The organism is Citrobacter sp. Igbk 14, from assembly GCF_028069825.1.
Taxonomy (GTDB): Bacteria; Pseudomonadota; Gammaproteobacteria; order Enterobacterales; family Enterobacteriaceae; genus Citrobacter.
Genome location: NZ_JANEWM010000003.1, coordinates 68790 through 88574, shown reverse-complemented (window position 1 = coordinate 88574; position 19785 = coordinate 68790). Strand labels below are relative to the sequence as shown.

General features: G+C 52.7%; 16 protein-coding genes. 10 read left to right on the top strand and 6 right to left on the bottom strand.

Features of this window, described 5'->3' with window-relative positions:
• The first annotated feature begins 112 nt into the window (after positions 1–112).
• The 3 genes from ppa to NNN64_RS02125 all read left to right on the top strand — a co-directional run bounded on the left by ppa (position 113) and on the right by NNN64_RS02125 (position 4015).
• Positions 113–640 (top strand): inorganic diphosphatase, encoded by a 528-nt coding sequence (gene ppa, locus NNN64_RS02135; RefSeq protein ID WP_005134479.1) that lies wholly within the window; start codon positions 113–115, stop codon positions 638–640.
• A gap of 209 nt (positions 641–849) precedes the next feature.
• Positions 850–1920 carry a 7-bladed beta-propeller protein YncE gene (yncE, locus tag NNN64_RS02130; protein ID WP_271440303.1) on the top strand — a complete coding sequence of 357 codons (1071 nt, stop codon included), beginning with the start codon at positions 850–852 and terminating at the stop codon, positions 1918–1920.
• Between the two features lie 85 nt (positions 1921–2005).
• Entirely contained in the window at positions 2006–4015 is a 2010-nt protein-coding gene (locus NNN64_RS02125) for a TonB-dependent receptor domain-containing protein (RefSeq protein ID WP_271440302.1), read from the top strand.
• 57 nt (positions 4016–4072) lie between these two features.
• On the opposite strand, the gene NNN64_RS02120 is transcribed toward NNN64_RS02125, so the two are convergent.
• From NNN64_RS02120 to tamA, 3 genes are read right to left on the bottom strand one after another with little or no spacing between them, the layout of a single operon-like run.
• A complete protein-coding gene (locus tag NNN64_RS02120) occupies positions 4073–4417 on the bottom strand; it encodes a gamma-glutamylcyclotransferase family protein (protein WP_048212859.1) in 345 nt (114 codons plus the stop codon).
• Between the two features lie 2 nt (positions 4418–4419).
• Entirely contained in the window at positions 4420–8196 is a 3777-nt protein-coding gene (gene tamB / locus NNN64_RS02115) for an autotransporter assembly complex protein TamB (protein ID WP_271440301.1), read from the bottom strand.
• On the bottom strand, positions 8193–9926 hold the full coding sequence (tamA, locus tag NNN64_RS02110; RefSeq protein WP_271440300.1) for an autotransporter assembly complex protein TamA: 1734 nt from the start codon (positions 9924–9926) through the stop codon (positions 8193–8195). Before tamA ends, tamB begins: the two co-directional genes overlap by 4 nt.
• Positions 9927–10138: 212 nt before the next feature.
• Between tamA and msrA the strand changes: the two genes are divergently transcribed.
• Together msrA and NNN64_RS02100 are read left to right on the top strand one after the other, a co-directional pair.
• Positions 10139–10777 carry a peptide-methionine (S)-S-oxide reductase MsrA gene (gene msrA, locus NNN64_RS02105; RefSeq protein WP_271440299.1) on the top strand — a complete coding sequence of 213 codons (639 nt, stop codon included), beginning with the start codon at positions 10139–10141 and terminating at the stop codon, positions 10775–10777.
• 296 nt (positions 10778–11073) lie between these two features.
• Entirely contained in the window at positions 11074–12411 is a 1338-nt protein-coding gene (locus NNN64_RS02100; RefSeq protein WP_271440298.1) for a hemolysin family protein, read from the top strand.
• Positions 12412–12476: 65 nt separating this feature from the next.
• Here NNN64_RS02100 and NNN64_RS02095 read toward each other — a convergent pair whose 3' ends face one another.
• The gene (locus NNN64_RS02095) at positions 12477–12683 is read right to left on the bottom strand and encodes a DUF1107 domain-containing protein (RefSeq protein WP_003025710.1); all 207 of its coding nucleotides are present in this window, start codon (positions 12681–12683) and stop codon (positions 12477–12479) included.
• Positions 12684–13009: 326 nt separating this feature from the next.
• On the opposite strand from NNN64_RS02095, the gene NNN64_RS02090 reads away from it, so the two are divergent.
• Entirely contained in the window at positions 13010–13567 is a 558-nt protein-coding gene (locus NNN64_RS02090) for a YtfJ family protein (RefSeq protein ID WP_271440297.1), read from the top strand.
• Here the strand turns inward: NNN64_RS02090 and cysQ are convergent.
• Positions 13557–14297, bottom strand: a complete 741-nt coding sequence (gene cysQ / locus NNN64_RS02085; RefSeq protein WP_271440296.1) for a 3'(2'),5'-bisphosphate nucleotidase CysQ — start codon at positions 14295–14297, stop codon at positions 13557–13559. The two genes, NNN64_RS02090 and cysQ, sit on opposite strands and share 11 nt — an antisense overlap.
• A gap of 188 nt (positions 14298–14485) precedes the next feature.
• Here cysQ and NNN64_RS02080 point away from each other — a divergent pair, with 188 nt between their 5' ends.
• Positions 14486–16429 (top strand): bifunctional 2',3'-cyclic-nucleotide 2'-phosphodiesterase/3'-nucleotidase, encoded by a 1944-nt coding sequence (locus NNN64_RS02080; protein ID WP_271440295.1) that lies wholly within the window; start codon positions 14486–14488, stop codon positions 16427–16429.
• A 62-nt stretch (positions 16430–16491) separates the two neighbouring features.
• Here the strand turns inward: NNN64_RS02080 and NNN64_RS02075 are convergent, their stop codons facing one another.
• Positions 16492–16872, bottom strand: coding sequence for a winged helix-turn-helix transcriptional regulator (locus NNN64_RS02075; protein WP_271440294.1), 381 nt, complete (start codon positions 16870–16872; stop codon positions 16492–16494).
• Between the two features lie 89 nt (positions 16873–16961).
• Here NNN64_RS02075 and NNN64_RS02070 point away from each other — a divergent pair, with 89 nt between their 5' ends.
• The 3 genes from NNN64_RS02070 to NNN64_RS02060 all read left to right on the top strand — a co-directional run bounded on the left by NNN64_RS02070 (position 16962) and on the right by NNN64_RS02060 (position 19761).
• Positions 16962–17810: an SDR family oxidoreductase gene (locus NNN64_RS02070; RefSeq protein ID WP_271440293.1), complete on the top strand. Its 849-nt coding sequence runs from the start codon at positions 16962–16964 to the stop codon at positions 17808–17810.
• 81 nt (positions 17811–17891) lie between these two features.
• Entirely contained in the window at positions 17892–18716 is an 825-nt protein-coding gene (locus NNN64_RS02065) for an AraC family transcriptional regulator (RefSeq protein WP_271440292.1), read from the top strand.
• Between the two features lie 76 nt (positions 18717–18792).
• Positions 18793–19761, top strand: a complete 969-nt coding sequence (locus tag NNN64_RS02060; protein WP_271440342.1) for a DMT family transporter — start codon at positions 18793–18795, stop codon at positions 19759–19761.
• The last annotated feature ends 24 nt before the right edge of the window (positions 19762–19785 follow it).

The following is a 19785-nucleotide window of genomic DNA, read 5'->3' as shown; positions in this document are numbered from 1 at the left end:
GGAAAATGAAGAAAATGTGCACCGCGAAATCGAAAACAAGCGGAGACATTCGGCGCGAGTTGGCTATAATACCCGCCACTTGTTTGCCATAGCTTATTTAAAGGAAACAGACATGAGCTTACTCAACGTCCCTGCCGGTAAAGATCTGCCGGAAGATATCTACGTTGTTATCGAGATCCCTGCAAACGCAGATCCGATCAAATACGAAGTTGACAAAGAGAGCGGCGCCCTGTTCGTTGACCGCTTCATGTCCACCGCGATGTTCTATCCGTGCAACTACGGTTACATCAACCACACCCTGTCTCTGGATGGTGATCCGGTAGACGTTCTGGTCCCGACTCCGTACCCGCTGGAGCCAGGTTCAGTTATCCGCTGCCGTCCGGTTGGCGTACTGAAAATGACCGACGAATCCGGTGAAGATGCGAAACTGGTTGCCGTACCGCACACCAAACTTAGCAAAGAATACGATCACATCAAAGATGTGAACGACCTGCCGGACCTGCTGAAAGCGCAGATCACTCACTTCTTCGAGCACTATAAAGACCTCGAAGCGGGCAAATGGGTGAAAGTTGACGGTTGGGACAACGCTGAAGCGGCTAAAGCTGAAATCGTTGCTTCCTTCGAGCGCGCGAAGAAATAATTTCGCCTGCACTGAAAACCCTGAACACCAGCCTCTGGTTAGTAAGGGTTTTTTTATGCCTGTACTTTCCCTCCCTTTATTCTCCCGGTAGCCCGCTGGTTTCTTTTTGACCTACCAGATTGGGTAGTCACATTTCATTCATCTTATTTGCGAATGAGATTAGATCTCATTATCATTCGCAACACGTAAATAAATGTGAATAAAAGTCAATGAACCTCCACACTGTGAAGTCCCTGAAACACTATTCCGGCGTAGCACTCGTCACGGCGCTGTTATTTACCAGCCTGCCCAGCACGGCAGAGACGCTGCCTGAAAACGATTTTCTGACCCACGATGTCGGTAACGGCGTGTATGAACTGGCGGTTGATAGTCAGCAGAACACGCTTTTTGCCGCCTCGTCTCCGTCATTTGATAAAGACAAAACCAGCGGGCTTATCTACAAACTCGATCTGGAAAAACTCACAACCACCGAAGTCATCAAGACCAGCCGCCGCGCCTTCGCCACCGCGCTGGATGAAGAGAACCAGGTACTGTATGTCGGTAATACACTGGAAGGTTCAGTCACCTTAATCGATACCCGCAGCGGTAAAGAGCTGGCGATACTGCAACTGAGCGAAGCCAGCAACCCGAAAGACATTGTCCATACCCGTGAAATGGTGCTCGATAAACAGCATCACCGCCTGTATGTCTCCGGCGTGGCTGAAAAAGGCATTGTCTGGGTCGTGGATACGCAAAAACGTGAAAAAATTGCCACCCTTGAAAACATGGGTCAGTACCCGACCGGTATGGCCGTTGATGCTGATAAAGATCGCTTGTATGTCGTGAATGGCCGAAATGAACTGATTACGCTGGATACCACCAGCCATAAAATTATTAACCGTTTTACCATTGAATCTGACAAAAAACATTTCTTCCTGAATATTGCACTTGATGCAAAAAATAATCGTGCGTTTCTGACCGATCCTGATCTGGCTGATGTTCTGGTTGTCGACATTAATAATGGAAAAGTTATTGCACCAGTTAAGGTCATTAATTCTTTAGCCGTGCTATATAACGAAAAACGCCAGGAAGTCTATATCACCCACCGTAATGCAAAGCGCATCAGCATTGTGGACAGCAAGACTTATCAGGTAAAACAAAGTATTAAAACCAAGGCCTTACCTAACATCCTGGCGCTTTCGGCTGATGCTAACACCTTGTATGTCAGTGTAAAGCAGTCGGAAAAGATGATTGGCATAAAACCCGACTACGTGCTGAAAGTCGATCTCTCTAAATATTAATAATTAAAAATGCTTCTTACACCTTGCAGCTATTCCGGGCTGCAAGGTGATATTTTTATTTTTTTACTTTTCAGGTGTCTATATTATGAAAACGCGTCAACTTATTACGCTGACAGGGATCGTTGCATTCTCAGGCGGTGTTATTTTCCCCACTCAGGCAGAAGAACTCACAGAAACCTCACGCAATAGCGAAGATGAAATGGTGATCACCGCATCCGGGTTCTCGCAGCAAAAGCGCGAAGCGCCGGCCACCATTTCCGTTATCGATCGTAAAACGCTGGATATTCAGCCGGACCGTAACATCGGTGAAGCCATTAAAAATCTTCCTGGCGTCTCGGTCACCAACAGCAGCGGCATGAACGCGGGCAGCATTATGATCCGCGGTATGGACCCGTCCTATACCGCTTTTATGGTTAACAGCGTCAAACAGAATACCGGTGAGTCGCGCCCCTACGGCCATGATATTGGTACCGAAGCCAACTTCTTACCGCCTATGGAGGCCATTGAGCGTATCGAGGTTATTCGCGGGCCAATGTCCTCGCTGTACGGTTCAGACGCTATCGGTGGCGTCGTCAACGTCATCACCAAAAAACCGTACGGCGCGAAAGACTGGACGACGGCGATTGCGGCGAATACCTGGCTTCAGGAACACCAGTATTTGGGTAATACCAGCCAGATGAACCTGTTTACCATGGGGCCGATTGTGCCCGATGTGCTGGGCCTTAGCGTGGCGGCCGACTGGCTCGACCGTCGCGATGACGATCGCAATAATTATTTCGGCAAACACAACCGCAAATCCGTTGATATGACGCTGGGCCTGGCCGCCAGCGAAAACAACCTGTTCGATCTCAACGTGGTCACCGGCGAGCAGGAGAAAAATCGCACTCAGAAACGCGGTGCCCCGTGGTCATGGCTGTTCGATCGTAATGCCGCCACCCTGACGCATACCGGCTGGTACGCAGACGATACCATCGCGACAACCAACTACATTAATTACGAGAAAGGCCGTTCGAAATACGTCTATAACGGGCAGACTCCACAGTATGTGCAGATGGAAAACTATGTCGCTAATTCGCAAACCACATTTACACTCGACAACCATAAACTGACCATCGGGGCGAATTTTACCCGCGAAGAGTTAAATGACCGCTTTGATGTGGCTAACAAAACGCTGCCCGGCTCAGAGCCGGTAACCAAAATCAGCCGCAACGGCTGGGCGCTGTTTGCTGAAGATGGTTGGAGTATCGACGATTTCATCCTGACCACCTCGGCACGTATGGATCAGGACGATAACTTTGGCACGCATATTACGCCAAAAATGTACGGTAACTGGGCCTTCAGCGATACCTGGGCGCTAAAGGGCGGTATTTCGGCAGGATATAAAAAGCCGGAGCTACGCGCGACCTCCAGCAACTTCGTCACCCCTTACGGCTCAACCGTGCCTTATCCATTCCTGACGGTAGGTAATGACGACCTGAAACCAGAGAAAAGCGTTAACTCTGAGCTGGGTCTCTACTGGACGGGCGATGCGCTGGCTCTGGATAGCACGGTCTTCTATACCCAGTTCAAAGACAAAATCGCTGAACAAACCATTTGTGAAACCACGGCGACAAACCAGTGCTCGGTGAATGGCTACAAAGCAGATTCCGTCAGTAAATACTTTAACGTCAGTGAGGCAGACGTATACGGCATTGAGCTGAATGCCGACTGGCAAATTAGCGCCGACCTCAAAGCCAACGCTAACTACACCTGGAACCACAGCGAGCAGAAAAGCGGCGTCAACAAAGGCTACGCGCTGAACGACTACCCGCGTCATATGGCGAATCTGTCGCTGACCTGGGCGGCGACACAGAGTCTCGACGTGTGGAGTACAGTGAACTATCGCAGCAGTAACCGCAACAGCGGCAATAATTACAAATACGATGACTACACAATGGTTGATGTGGGCGTACGTTATCAGCTCAATAAGCACACGCAGTTGATGGCTGGCGTCTACAACGTGTTGGATGAAGATCCGAAGCTGACTACCGCGTGGAATGAATCCGCTCAGGTGGAAGGCCGTCGCTATAATCTCGGCGCGCGCGTAGAGTTTTAAGCCTTAAATAAACAACGCCGCCCGAAGGCGGCGTTGTTTATTCTCGTAGGCGATATATCAGTACTGGTCTCGGTCTAACCAGTTACCGCTTTCAATCAGCGTTAATCCCTCGACTGAACGTTGGTACACGTACATCCATGCACTTCCGTACGGCGTCTGAATTAACTGGCGTGCATATTCGCCACCTCGCGTACGCAGAGCGTCAAGCTCTGCCAGCGTGGCGTTGTCAATACGATAAACTTCCCCGTGTACTGTTCCATTTCCCGGAACGGCGCCTGGATAGTGGCCCAGGCTGTACAACTGGTAGTTGTCGATACTGAAATTTCCCAGCAACAGGGCATTGGTCATCCAGTGGCTGTTGCCTTGTTTGGTTCGTAAACTGCCGTAGACAAATATTCGCATTGCTAAAACTCGAACTGATAGAGCAAATCAAGTGCCTGATCTACGCCAGACACTGCTTCCAGATATAGCTTAGGCATCAGACGATAACGTAGCGTGAGTGTCGCTAAAGAGTCAAATATACCCACACCATATTTCACCTGCAGACCTGGCAGTACGTATCCGCTGACAACCACCTGAGAGGAGTCACCCACCCCTTGCGTGTCCAGTGCCAGATTGCTTACGCCAAATGTCTCCCCGATTTTACCCACAACCTGACCACTTTGTGCAACCCCCAGGCCAATAAGCATTGATGTCATCGCCGCACTATCGCTCTGTTCGCTATCGAGTCCTTGTCCGCGTAGCAGATAGGAAAGTGCCATTTGCTGCGACATCGCCGGGTCGGAGAAGATCTCCGCCTTCGGTTCATCGGCAGTACCAGTGACGCGAACACCGGCGATCACGTCGTCTTCGGTGGCATCTGGGTTACGAATTGCTTCTATGTTGAGTAACGGCTGATCCGGCGGACCGGAGAATAACAGCTCACCCTTACGCACAATCAAATCCTGACCATAGGCATGGAAACGCCCGCTCGGGATATTGATCTGCCCGTTCAACCCCAGCCCCTGCTTATCCTGTGCAACTTTCAGATCGCCCGTTAGACGCGCTTTCAGACCAAAGGCATCGATACGTACGTTGTTGCCTACATGAATGTTCAGGTTACTGTTGATCGGAATACCCGCGCTTTGCGGCTTCTCTGGCTGCAGATTGTCGTTGAGCATCACCATGTCGCTGGACACTCCCACCGCGCTTTCCGGCAGGTCATGCACCACAATACGCGCCCACGGCACATCCACGTTGCCATCAAGGGTAAACAGGCTCGGCGTGGCTTCGAAGACCACATCCGGCGAAACGTCCAGACGAACCATCGGCGGCACGGTAATACGCACCCTGCTGCCTTTGGCTGCAACACGCGCCCGCCAGTTATCTATCTGGCTCCAGTCGGCATCGCCGCTGAGGTTAATCTGCCCCTGCTGCGTACGCACCACGCCCGCCAACGTCGAACGCGTTCCGTTAAAGTTCACAGCCAGCTGGCTGGGCTGCATGTCAAACGGCATAAAGTTACCGTCGATATCCAGACCGCTAAGCTGCAGTTGTCCAAGCAGTTGCGGACTTTGCACATCGCCGCCCAGACGCAGATTGGCGTTGATCATTCCCGCGGCTTTTTCACCTCTGGAGAAGATGGGATTCACCATCGCCAGATTGAAGTTGCGGATATTCACATTACCGCCAAGATTACGTCGTCCCTGCGGATCGGTTACCTGCACCTGTCCGTCGAACTGCCCGTTATTGGTCAGGCGAATCAGCCATCCCAGCTCAGCACGGTTGTTGTGCAGGTCAGCGGTCAGGTTCAGCGTCTCAAACGCGACCGGTAAAGCAGCATCGTTTACGCTCTGGGTGACCTTCACGTTACGCCCACTTAGCGTGACCTGTCCCTGCGGCAGCCCCTCTTTGGTGGTGTCCCAGCTCACATCCGCTTTGCCACTGAAGACGCCGCTGGCCTGGGTTGTATCCGGCATAAACGGTTTCAGCATCGCCAGATCGAAACGGTTCAGATTCACCACCGCGCGACCTTCCGCACCCGCATCAATCGTTTGTGGCACGCACAGTTCCGCATTCGGGTTATTCCAGCAGTGTGGCCCAATGCTGATTTTCTGCTCCTGGTTACGGTAATCCAACGCAATCGCACGGTTAAGCGACCACGGACCGACCGGCGTCTGGAAGCGGGTATTGCTCAACGCCCCTTTCCAACGCTGTTCTTTGCGATCGAAGCTGCCGGCCAGATCCAGTTGCCCGGAAACCGGCTCCCCTTGAATGCGTAGCTGTAATTCATGCTGTTTTTCACTGCCTTTCGCGTTCAGAGTGACCAGCCCGATATTGACGTCAGGTTGCACAATCCGCTCTACGCGCACGTTGAGGCTACCGGCGATTTGCTCAGCTGATTTCACATCGCCCTCGACGCGCACCTGAGCCACGGAAAGTTCCTGCCAGCGCAGACCACGGGCGGTGATATCCGCCAGCAGTTGCGGTGCCTCGACCGTACCGCGAACTTTAATCAGTCCTTTTGCCGTACCACCTAACCCCGGCAGTGCGTTATCCAGACTCGGGGCATCAATCGTCGCATCCAGATTGAGATCTTTAACCCCCAGTTCCCCTTTTACCTCAGCGCTGTTGCGCCCCAGTTCCAGGTGTAGGCCTGGAATGGTCCACTGCAGGTAGCTATTCCCCTTCAGTGAGCCGTTCACATTGACCTTATTCTGTTTCACATTCCCGGTCAGCTTAAGTTCCGGAACCTCCATCTGCCAGCTTCCGCCATACAGACTGCCGCGGGTTTTCACCAGACCATTCAGTTTTGACGGCCAGTCAGGGATCTCTTTTGCCGTATTGATGCCATCCAGCGTCAACTCTCCGCGCCAGCTAATGGCCTGCTGCCAGTCCACCAGCGCCTTCAGCTCGGTTTTTCCTTCCAGCGCCGCAATGCTGAGTTTGTCGAGATTGATCTGTTGTTCGTTACCTTTGGCATCCAGCGTAATGGTGGCCGGAGGGATATCCTGCCCTTTCACGGCGGTGCGCATCGATAACGTGTAGTCGGTCATTTTGCCGGTCAGCTTGAGCTTGATATCATCAGCCTGGAACTGCTTGTCGCCAGTGAACGGCCAGTAAACCTGTTTACTGTTCACCTCCAGATTGAGCGGTAACCCCGCTTCCGCCAGGCGCGTCTGCGCACGCAGATCCAGATCGACCGGACCGGAAAGATTGACGCCAACCTCCAGCTGTTCACGCAGTGCGCCGCCGACCTTCAGCTTCACCTTTTCGCCTTTTAACGGGTCGATGTTGAGTGTGCTGTTTAACGTAATATCGACCGGCCATGTGTCGGTGAGTTGTGCCGTGCCGCTGGCTTTTACTGTTCCCTGATTCGAGTCGATATCCAGCACATCAAGCTTCATGTTGCCGTCAATACTGCTTACTTTCAGCAGCATGTTATGTATCGCTAAATCCGTATCCCCGGTCACGCGCAGCTGCTCGCCACGAAACTCTTCAATGTTGAGATTCAGCGGCAGATGGACATCGGTCATCTCCGGTAGCACCGGCTTTGAGAACAGATCTTTTAGCGTTTCACCCAGCGGTTTTTCGTCCGGCTGCGGATGTTGAATCTTCGGTTCGACAACCTCTTCCTGCGCCACATCTGCCACTTTAGGCAGCGCGATCAGCAGCCCCTGTAATGACGTAGGCTTCAGGGTCAACGTTTTTTCCTGCCAATTGAGGCCGGACGTGAAATCCAGGACGGAAACCGTGGTGTCATCAATTTTGATATTGATGTTGTTAAGCGCCACGTGTGAAAGCGTGATGGGATAAGGCGTGGAAAGGTTGAGCGGCCCGCTCTCTTCTTCTGCAACCGGCGCGGAAGGCGGCATCTTTTTACTGTCGATCGCCACGTTGATATCTTTCAGCGACAGATCGTTGACGCACAGGCTGCTGTTCCACAGGCAGTTGAGTCCCACCGCCAGATGTACTTCACCGGCATTTACCGCCACACCGGGCTGGTCGTAGCGGATATTTTTCAGCGACAGATCCCGCCAGCCGCCGGTAACCTGGCCAATCTCCAGCCCAGGCACCCAGCGATTAGCTGCCTTGAAGACCAGATGCAGACCGGAGGTTGTCCCCACCAGGAAAGCGACGGTACCTAACAACAGCAGGATAAAAACCAGCACCCCGAGGCTTATCTTCTTCCATAAACTCATAATTCAGGCCCCAGACCGATGTAAAACTGTAAACCATGTTCATCTTTGTCGCCTACAGGGACGGCAAAGTCGAGCTTGATAGGCCCCACCGGCGACTGCCAGCGTACACCGACCCCGGCACCGGTTTTGAAATCGCTTCTGCGGATATCGCTGACCGCTTCACCGCTATCGACAAACATCGCGCCCCACCATTTCCCGGTCACGTTGTATTGATATTCCAGCGAACCGGTCGCCAGCTTCGAGGCCCCTTTCAGCTTACCGTCACTGCCTTCAGGCGAAATAGATTTGTATTTATAGCCGCGGATACTACGGTCGCCCCCGGCGAAGAAACGCAGATCCGGCGGGACTTTGTCGAAGTCACCGGTTTCAATCCAGCCGAGGTTACCGCGCATCACAAAACGGTGCTTGTCGTACAGTGTACGGATCCAGACGTTCTGCGCCTGGAAGACGGAGAAATCAACGTCTGAACCCCAGGCCGTATTGGAATAGTCAATGGAATAGCGCTGGGAATCACCCCAGACAGGCATCAGGCCGCCGCGCGAGCGCGTCCGGCTAATCATCACGCCCGGATAGAGCAGCATCGTCGTGTTGGTGACGTCACCCTGGGTAAAGTGGTCGAGGCTCCAGCGCAGGTTGATTGCACGCTGCCAGCCACTCGACAGATCCCAATAGCGGGAGACCGCGAGCGTGGTAGAGTCCTGTTCGGTGTCGTTTAAATCGGTACGCTTAAATCCCCCCTGCACCAGGTAATACTGCTCCAGCGGGTTCTTTAACAACGGCATTTTATAGCTGAAATCAAGGACCTGCTCTGGCGCAGAAATACTGGCACTGGTGGTCAGGCTATGGCCGTAGGAGTTCATCCACGGCTTTTTCCACGAGGTTTTCAACCGCGGCCCAACGTCAGTCGAGTAGCCGGCCCCGGTTTCGATGGTATTTTCAGTGCGCGGCGAGACCACGCCTTTTAGCGGCAGTACTTTGGTTTCACGGGCTTTATCAAATTCAGGCGCCACCACCACGGAATTAAACCATCCGGTTGCCGAAAGGCGACGGTTTAGCTCAGCCAGATCTTTCGACTCGTACTCTTTACCCTCTTTGAACGGCACCAGGTTTTGCAGGTACTCATCGCGAATTTGCGAACCTTCAAAAGTGACATGGCCAAAGCGGTAGCGCTCTCCGCTGTTGTAATCAATATCCCAGAATGCCTGGCGGCGATCGAGTGCAATTCCGAGCTGACTTTTATTAAATTCGCTGTCGAAATAGCCTTTACGCAACGCCACACTGGTGAGCGACTTTTTGAAGCTGTCATAATCGCCTTGATTCAGCACGGTGCCAATGGCCGGACGCGTCTTCAGCAGATCCAGATAATCGCGGTCCGTACGTGCGCCGCCGCGCAGAATCACCTCGGTGCCGCCAATCAGCACCGGCTCGCCGGGCGTCACTTTAGCAATCAGCACCTGACGTCCTTTCGCCGGTGGTGGACGTAACTCAAAATCAATGGTCGGCTCAAAGTAGCCCAGCGCTTTTAGCCCTTCGCGGATAGCATCATCAACGCGCGCACGAAAACGCCGGTCTGGTGTGACTTCGTCACTCTGAATCGTGGACAGCTGCGCACGGACGTTTTTCTCCAGCGGTCCTGATAATCCTTCGACCTGTAAGCGAACATTCGCAGCGGCGGCGGAGCCACTTAAGCACAGTAATCCCACCCAACATAACTGACGGATATGTGGCACATTTTCTCCTGAATATCCTTTTTTCCCACCCCTGGAAAAAAATACTATGCCGTTCCTCGGCTTAACAAAAAATCAACAATAAGAGTTGAAAAACAGACGACAACCCAAATATTTCTTATGTTTAACTCTAGACGCATTCACACTATTTATTGTGGGCAAAGACGCGTCTCGTTACAACCTTAACCCAAATGACTGATTTCGGGAGAACGGCCATGAGTTTATTTGATAGAAAGCATCTTGTTACTCAAGCAGATGCGCTACCTGGACGCAATACCCCGATGCCGGTAGCAACGTTGCATGCGGTTAATCAGCATTCGATGACCAACGTGCCCGACGGCATGGAGATAGCCCTCTTCGCCATGGGATGTTTCTGGGGCGTGGAGCGCTTATTCTGGTCACTACCAGGGGTATACAGCACAGCAGCCGGATACACCGGTGGCTATACCCCAAACCCAACCTATCGGGAAGTGTGTTCTGGCGATACGGGCCATGCCGAAGCGGTACGCATCGTCTATGACCCGCATGTTATCAGCTACGAACAACTGCTGCAGGTGTTCTGGGAAAATCATGACCCGGCGCAGGGTATGCGTCAGGGTAACGACCAGGGCACTCAGTACCGTTCCGCGATTTATCCACTAACTCCGGAGCAAAGCGCAGCCGCGCAGGCCAGCCTTGAACGCTTTCAGGCGGCAATGACCGCCGCGGGCGACGAACGCGACATTACGACGGAAATCAGCACGGCGACCCCGTTCTACTACGCCGAGGACGATCATCAGCAGTATCTGCATAAAAACCCTTATGGATACTGTGGCATTGGCGGCATAGGCGTTTGCCTGCCACCGCAGAATTAACCCGCAACGGCCCGATAGCACAGCGCTTATCGGGCATTTCCACGCCCTTAACGTGACCTCTGGCGGCTTTACAGTACCTTACGCTATACTAGCGTCTGAATTTACCGGCTCAACTCCACGAGCAGGTTTTCAATGAATTTTCCATTGGATTTATACTTTATGGATTTCGGGTTGCAGGACAAAACGCCATAGGTGTTTTGAACAGCGCTAGCGCTGGCCCCAACGCCCCTGCAACTTGAAAGACGACGAGTACCAACTTCTCCCTTCCGAGGATCTGGCGTAACGCTGGATAAGATATGTTAAACAGTATTTTAGTCATTCTCTGCCTGATCGCCGTGAGTGCGTTTTTCTCGATATCCGAGATCTCGCTCGCCGCATCACGCAAAATAAAACTTAAGTTGCTTGCCGATGAAGGCAACGTAAATGCACAGCGTGTTTTGAAGATGCAGGAAAACCCCGGCATGTTCTTTACCGTCGTGCAAATTGGTCTTAATGCGGTTGCTATTCTTGGCGGTATCGTCGGTGACGCAGCGTTTTCACCGGCATTTAACGGTCTGTTCTCGAAATACTTTGCCCCAGAGCTGTCCGAACAATTGAGCTTTATTCTGTCGTTCTCCCTGGTGACTGGCCTGTTCATCCTGTTCGCGGATTTAACCCCGAAACGCATCGGTATGATTGCGCCAGAAGCTGTGGCTTTGCGTATCATCAACCCGATGCGCTTCTGTCTGCTCGTGTTCCGCCCGCTGGTATGGTTCTTTAATGGCCTGGCAAATAACATTTTCCGTCTGTTTAAGATCCCGATGGTGCGTAAAGATGACATCACTTCGGACGATATCTACGCCGTAGTAGAAGCCGGCGCATTGGCAGGGGTTCTGCGCAAGCAGGAACATGAGCTGATCGAAAACGTATTTGAACTGGAATCCCGTACCGTGCCGTCTTCAATGACCTCGCGCGAAAACGTTATCTGGTTTGATCTGCACGAAGACGAACAGAGCCTGAAGAACAAGGTGGCGGAACATCCGCATTCCAAGTTTCTGGTCTGTAATGAAGATATCGACCACATCATTGGCTATGTGGATTCCAAAGACTTGCTTAATCGCGTACTGGCAAACCAAAGCATGGCGCTGAATAGCGGCGTGCAGATCCGCAACACGCTGATTGTGCCGGATACGCTGACGCTCTCAGAAGCGCTGGAAAGCTTCAAAACCGCAGGCGAAGACTTTGCCGTCATCATGAACGAGTATGCACTGGTAGTGGGGATTATTACGCTTAATGACGTAATGACGACGCTGATGGGTGACTTAGTCGGCCAGGGTCTGGAAGAACAGATCGTCGCGCGTGATGAGAATTCATGGCTGATTGACGGCGGTACGCCGATTGATGACGTGATGCGTGTGCTGGATATCGACGAGTTCCCGCAGTCCGGTAACTATGAAACCATCGGCGGTTTCATGATGTTCATGCTGCGTAAAATCCCGAAACGCACCGATTCAGTGAAGTTCTCAGGCTACAAATTTGAAGTGGTGGATATCGATAACTACAAGATCGATCAGCTGCTGGTAACACGTCTGGACAGTAAACCGAGCGTCCTGGTACCGAAACTGCCGGATGCAAAAGAAGAGACCAGGGCGTAATCCCGCCAGAAACATCAACGGCTCCCATCAGGAGCCGTTTTTTTAACTACTGCATAGCACTTTGGTTAAGCCATCTCTGTCTGCAGACGCAAAACCTGACGGTTAACTTCGGACATAACAGAAAAATGCAGTTTGTCCTTCACTTTTGGGATAAGAATCTTACCCTTATCAAACTCAAAAGCGCCTACATCCTTGATATATAACCGTCCACGAAACAGGATCTTCACGTACTTCGCCACCTGCAGCGGGTTGTATCGTTGGAAAATTTTCATTGTATCTCCTGCTGAGCGTTACGCCTTTGCGGTACCACAATCGGTCCGACAATCCTCAGGCGCAAATTTTAATGCCTTATGACTATAGACTATCTGAACCATGTTTCCAGCGTGTATAAGTTTATTTACCTTCAGGTTACAATTATTCAGAATTATCTTTTCAACGCTTCGCTGTCTTCAGTATAAGCCTTCATTTTTCGCAGGATTTGTGCGCCCGTCCGCAAACTGGCATCGCGCTTGCGGGAAAAAGCATCATTCGCACATATGATTAAATTCCAGGCCCAAGTGGTCGGATCACCTGCAAAATAAAGAAAGAAGGAAAACCCATGACCTTACAAAAACTGCTGGCCCTGTCGTGCCTGCTGCTGCCGATGATTGCCTCCGCGCATAAGTTTGAAACCAACCAACGTGTACCGCCAGTGGGCATTGCCGATCGCGGCGAACTGATTCTCGATAATGATAAGTTTAGCTACAAAAACTGGAATAGCGCGCAACTGCCAGGGAAAGTCCGCATTGTGCAACACATCGCCGGACGTACCTCCGCCAAAGAGAAAAATGCGACACTGATTGAAGCCATCAAAGCGGCAAATCTGCCGCATGATAAATACCAGACCACCACCATCGTCAACACGGATGATGCCATTCCTGGTTCGGGCATGTTCGTGCGCAGCAGCCTGGAGAGTAATAAGAAGCTCTACCCGTGGTCACAATTTATTGTCGACAGCGAGGGTATTGCGCGTAAAGCCTGGCAACTGGATGAAGAGAGCTCCGCTATTGTCGTTCTCGACAAGGACGGACGCGTACAGTGGGCAAAAGATGGTGCGCTAACGCAGGATGAGGTGCAGCAGGTTATCGCCCTGCTGCACAAATTGCTCAGTAAATAGAGACGCGGAAGCCGGGGTTAAGGAACGATTCACGCGGTGTGTAATCCAGAGGTTTTCCCTGCCAGTCGTGAACGTGAGCCCCGGCAGCGGCTGCAACCGCGTGGCCTGCTGCGGTGTCCCACACGTTTGTGGGTCCAAAACGCGGATACAGTTGCGCCTGCCCTTCGGCAACCAGACAGAACTTCAGCGACGAGCCAATCGACGTGGTCTGATGTTCGCCCAACTGTTGCAAATACTCTTTTAGCTCATTGTCCGCGTGCGAACGGCTAATCACCACCAGCGGTGGACGAGCATCACGAACCTGAATTTGTTTGCGTACACCGCATTCTTCTTTCCACGCTTTGCCCTGTTCCGCGCTGTACATCACTTTCATCACAGGGGCATACACCACGCCCAGCACCGGCTTTCCCTTCTCGATAAGCGCAATGTTAACGGTAAATTCACCGTTACGCTTAATGAACTCTTTGGTTCCATCCAGCGGATCGACCAACCAGTAGCGCTGCCAGTGTTGACGAACATCCCAGCCAGGGGGTGCCTCTTCAGACAGAACCGGAATATCCGGCGTTAGCGCCAGTAATCCTTCGAGGATCACCGTGTGCGCGGCAATATCCGCCGCAGTGACCGGAGAATCATCCTGCTTGCTGGTAATCTCCATCGGTTTGCGTCCATCGTAGACCTGCATAATGGCATCGCCCGCGTTCCGTGCAAGCTGGCATACATGTTCTAGCATTCTCCACCTCGTTTCTGTCAGTGGTGTTAACTCGTTGTTTTACTTATACCCGATCGTCAAGGGATCCGCCAACTGTGATAGCGTCTGCGGTTTTAAACGCTATATTCATGTCATGATTCACAGTTCTGTAAGCAAGAAGATTTATATACATTTTCTTTTGTGGCTTAGATCTTAAAAGGATGCCCCTGATGATTAAGTTTAGTGCAACGCTTCTCGCCACGCTGATTGCAGCCAGCGTGAATGCCGCGACCGTCGATCTGCGCATAATGGAAACCACTGATTTGCATAGCAATATGATGGATTTCGATTATTACAAAGATACGGCGACTGAAAAATTCGGCCTGGTGAGGACGGCGAGTCTAATTAATGCAGCACGCAGCGAAGTCAAAAACAGCGTGCTGGTTGATAACGGCGATCTGATTCAGGGCAGCCCGCTTGGGGATTACATGGCTGCCAAAGGGCTTAAAGCGGGTGAAACACATCCGGTATATAAGGCGCTCAACACGCTGGACTACGCAGTCGGCAACCTTGGTAATCATGAATTTAACTACGGCCTCGACTATCTGCACAATGCCCTCGCTGGCGCGAAATTCCCCTACGTTAATGCCAATATTATCGATGTTAAAACCCAAAAGCCGCTGTTCACCCCTTATCTGATTAAAGACACTGACGTCGTCGACAAAGAGGGGAATAAGCAGACGCTGAAGATAGGTTACATCGGCTTTGTGCCCCCACAGATCATGACCTGGGATAAAGCCAACCTCAGCGGTAAAGTGACCGTGAACGACATCACCGAAACCGCACGTAAATATATTCCGCAGATGCGGGAAAAAGGCGCGGATGTAGTAGTAGTGATTGCTCACTCCGGTCTTTCTGCCGACCCGTATCAGACCATGGCGGAAAACTCCGTTTATTACCTCAGCGAAGTGCCGGGCGTGGACGCCATTATGTTTGGCCATGCTCATGCCGTCTTCCCGGGGAAAGATTTTGCCAACATCAAAGGAGCAGATATCGCGAAAGGCACGCTCAATGGTATACCTGCAGTCATGCCGGGCATGTGGGGCGATCACCTGGGCGTGGTAGATTTGGTACTGAATAACGATAGTGGTAAATGGCAGGTCACCCAGGCGAAAGCCGAGGCGCGCCCGATTTACGACGCCGCTGCGAAAAAATCACTGGCGGGCGAGGACCAGAAAATCGTTAAGATCCTGAAAGCCGATCACGACGCCACCCGCGAGTTCGTAAGCAAACCCATCGGTAAATCAGCCGACAACATGTACAGCTATCTGGCACTGGTACAGGATGACCCCACCGTACAGGTGGTGAATAACGCGCAGAAAGCCTATGTGGAACACTTTATTCAGGGTGACCCGGATCTGGCAAAACTGCCGGTGCTCTCTGCTGCCGCGCCATTTAAGGTCGGAGGACGTAAGAACGATCCGGCAAGCTTTGTGGAAGTCGAAAAAGGCCAGCTAACCTTCCGTAATGCCGCTGATTTGTATCTCTATCCCAACACCCTGGTGGTCGTAAAAGCCAGCGGTAAAGAGGTTAAAGAGTGGCTGGAATGTTCCGCCGGTCAGTTTAATCAGATAGATATTCACAGCAGCAAGCCGCAGTCGCTGATTAACTGGGATGGGTTCCGTACCTATAACTTTGACGTCATTGACGGCGTGGATTATCAGATTGATGTTTCACAGCCGGCCCGTTACGACGGCGAGTGCCAGACCATAAACCCGCAAGCGGAACGTATTAAAAACCTGACCTTTAACGGCAAACCTATCGATCCTGATGCAACCTTCCTCGTCGCAACCAACAACTATCGTGCCTATGGTGGTAAGTTCGCCGGAACCGGAGACAGCCACATCGCCTTTGCGTCGCCGGATGAAAACCGCGCGGTGCTGGCTGCATGGATAAGCGCTCAAACGAAGAGCGCCGGTGAAATCCACCCGGCGGCAGATAACAACTGGCGTCTGGCACCGATTCACAGCGATAAGAAACTGGATATTCGATTTGAAACGTCACCGTCCGATAAGGCCGCGGCGTTTATCAAAGACAACGGGCAGTATCCGCTGAAGAAAGTCGCCACCGACGATATCGGCTTTGCGATTTATCAGTTGGATTTGAGTAAGTAATTTTCGTGCCGGATGCGACGCAATAGCGTCTTATCCGGCCTACAAAATACGCCGCCTACCCATCACGCCGCCCGCTCGTCCCGCTGCGCCAAAACCTGCGGTAAATTCATTTCAATCCAGTCGGCCAGTGCCGCAACTTTATCGCTCACCTGCTCACCCAACGGGGTCAGGCTATACTCCACATGCGGCGGGACGACCGGATACGATACCCGGTTGATAAACCCGTCCTGCTCCAGCGCCTGCAGTGATTGCGCCAGCATCTTTTCGCTGACGCCGCCCATTTTGCGACGTAAATCGCTGAACCGGTGCGTACCGTCACGCAGCGCCACCAGAATCAATACGCCCCAGCGACTGGTGACGTGTTTTAACACCTCGCGGGAGGGACACTGCTCGGCAAACAAATTGCCGTCGCGCAATTGCTGAGAAAGCGTTGACGCTGTCATCTCTATACTTACCTTTTTGTACGTACTTACTAAAAGTAAGTTTAGGTGTTAGCGTGTTTAAACACAAGACCAATACCAAGGAGTTCCCCATGATTGCGATTACCGGCGCCACTGGCCAATTGGGCCAACACGTTATTGAAAGCCTGTTGAAAACCGTACCTGCCAGCCAGATAGTGGCGATTGTACGCAACCCTGCTAAAGCGGCAGCACTGAGTCAGCAAGGCATCATCGTTCGCCAGGCGGATTACACCGACGAAACCGCCTTTACGACGGCTTTGCAGGGTATCGACAAGCTGCTGCTGATCTCGTCGAGCGAAGTCGGACAACGTACTCCGCAGCATCGCAACGTGATTAACGCGGCGAAAGCTGCCCACGTGAAATTTATCGCCTATACCAGCCTGCTTCACGCCAACACCTCCCCGCTGGGGCTGGCTGATGAGCATGTGGCAACCGAGAAGATGCTGGCAGACTCCGGCATTGCCTACGCGTTGTTACGTAACGGCTGGTACACCGAAAACTATCTGGCGAGTGCGCCAGCGGCACTGGAGCACGGCGTGTTTATTGGGGCTGCAGGAGAAGGCAAAATCGCCTCAGCGACCCGCGCCGACTATGCCGCAGCCGCCGCGCGCGTTATCAGCGAAGACGGTCACGCTGGTAAAATCTACGAACTGGCAGGCGATGAGGGCTGGACGCTGAGCCAACTGGCCGCTGAGCTGGCCAAACAGAGTGGTAAAAAGGTGGTGTATCAGAACCTGAGTGAGGCCGATTTTGCCGCCGCGCTAAAAGGTTTTGGTCTGCCTGCCGGACTGGCGGACATGCTGGCCGATTCTGACGTCGGTGCCTCCAAAGGCGGGCTCTTTGACGACAGCCATACGCTGGGCAAACTGATTGGCCGCCCAACCACCTCGTTGGCGGACAGCGTCAAAGGTATCGTGTAAGTGTTAAAAATCGGTTAATTGTGGTGGCATCCTCACGCATCCTCTCTGATAATGACAAGATGATGCGTGGGGAGAGATAACGTGCAAGGTGTACCTGAGCAGTTTTTTGATGAGAAAGACAGCGCCCGCTTTCGCCACCTGGCGCAGGTGCCAGGCGTTGAACTGTACCATGCACACATCTCCCGTTATGCGTTTGAGCCGCACACCCATGAAGCTTTCGGCATTGGCGCGATTGAAGCCGGTGCCGAGCGTTTTCGCTACCGTGGCACGCAATACGTAGCGCCTGCCCACTCCGTTGTCACCATGAACCCCGATGAACTGCACACCGGTGAAGCTGAAACCGCCGACGGCTGGCGCTATCGGATGATTTACCTTGAGCCCGATCTTCTGGAAGAGGTCACCGGCGTTCGTCACTGGTGGTTCCATGACGTTACCCGTCACGATCCGCTGCGCTCGCGTCAGATCTGTTCATTGATCCATGGTCTGTGGAACACCGAAGACCCGCTGGCGCAAAAGGGATTGCTGCTCGATCTGATCGATACATTCCAGCCGCTGGCTCGCCATGCACCGGTATTACCGGAGGGGGCACATCGCTTCGAACGCGTGCGTGAATACCTGCACGATAACTACATGCACCCTGTGACACTCGATGAGCTGGCTCGCGTGGCGTCACTCAGTCCCTGGCATTTTCAGCGCCAGTTCAAATCTCATTTTCACGTCACACCGCATCAGATGCTGATGGCGATCCGCCTGTGGCGAGCCAAAGGTTTTCTTACCTACGGTATGCCTGCCGCAGATGTGGCCGCCGCCACCGGACTGACCGACCAATCGCACCTCACCCGCGCCTTTACCCATCGCTATGGCATTACGCCGGTACGCTATCAGAAGCAGGTTTATTCGCGCTAATGCGCAATCTCATACAATACAGTGATGTTTTCCCTGCCTACACTCAGCGCTATGTTTAATGATGTGGATGTCAAAAATGATTAGCGGTGTGTTGTATGCCCTGCTTGCCGGGCTGATGTGGGGATTAATTTTTGTCGGACCCTTGCTCGTACCGGAATACCCGGCGGTATTACAGTCGATGGGGCGTTATCTGGCATTGGGGCTGATCGCACTACCGTTGGCCTGGCTGGGTCGCGGGCGTCTGCGTCAGTTGACGCATAAAGACTGGATAACGGCGCTGGCGTTAACCCTGATGGGCAACCTGATTTATTACGTTTGCTTGGCCAGCGCCATTCAGCGCACCGGCGCGCCGGTTTCAACCATGATCATCGGCACATTACCGGTCGTGATCCCGGTCTTCGCCAACCTGCTTTATAGCCAACGCGACGGCAAATTATCGTGGTGGCACCTGGCTCCAGCGCTGGTACTGATCGGCATGGGCCTGCTGTGCGTGAATATCTCTGAGCTCAGTCAGGGGTTGCCTGATTTTAGCGGCTGGCGATATGGTTCAGGCATCGCTCTGGCGCTGATCTCCGTGGTGTGCTGGGCCTGGTACGCGCTACGCAATGCCCGCTGGCTGCGGGAAAACCCGGATAAGCATCCAATGATGTGGGCAACGGCTCAGGCGCTGGTGACGCTTCCGGTTTCGCTGCTGGGGTACATCGCAGCCTGCCTGTGGCTGCGTGGACAAACACCGGAATTCTCGCTGCCCTTTGGCCCGCGACCGGACGTGTTTATCGGCCTGATGATCGCCATTGCGATATTGTGCTCGTGGGTTGGCGCACTGTGCTGGAACGTCGCCAGTCAGAAGTTGCCGACGGTGATCCTCGGACCGCTGATTGTCTTTGAAACACTGGCGGGTCTGTTATACACCTTTATGCTGCGTCAGGAGATGCCACCATTGCTGACGCTAAGCGGTATTGCGCTGCTGGTAATAGGCGTGGTAATTGCGGTGCGGTCAAAACCGCAGAAACCGGCGGTAGTGCCGGTTTCAGGGGATGCCTGATGGCGCTGCGCTTATCAGGCCTAC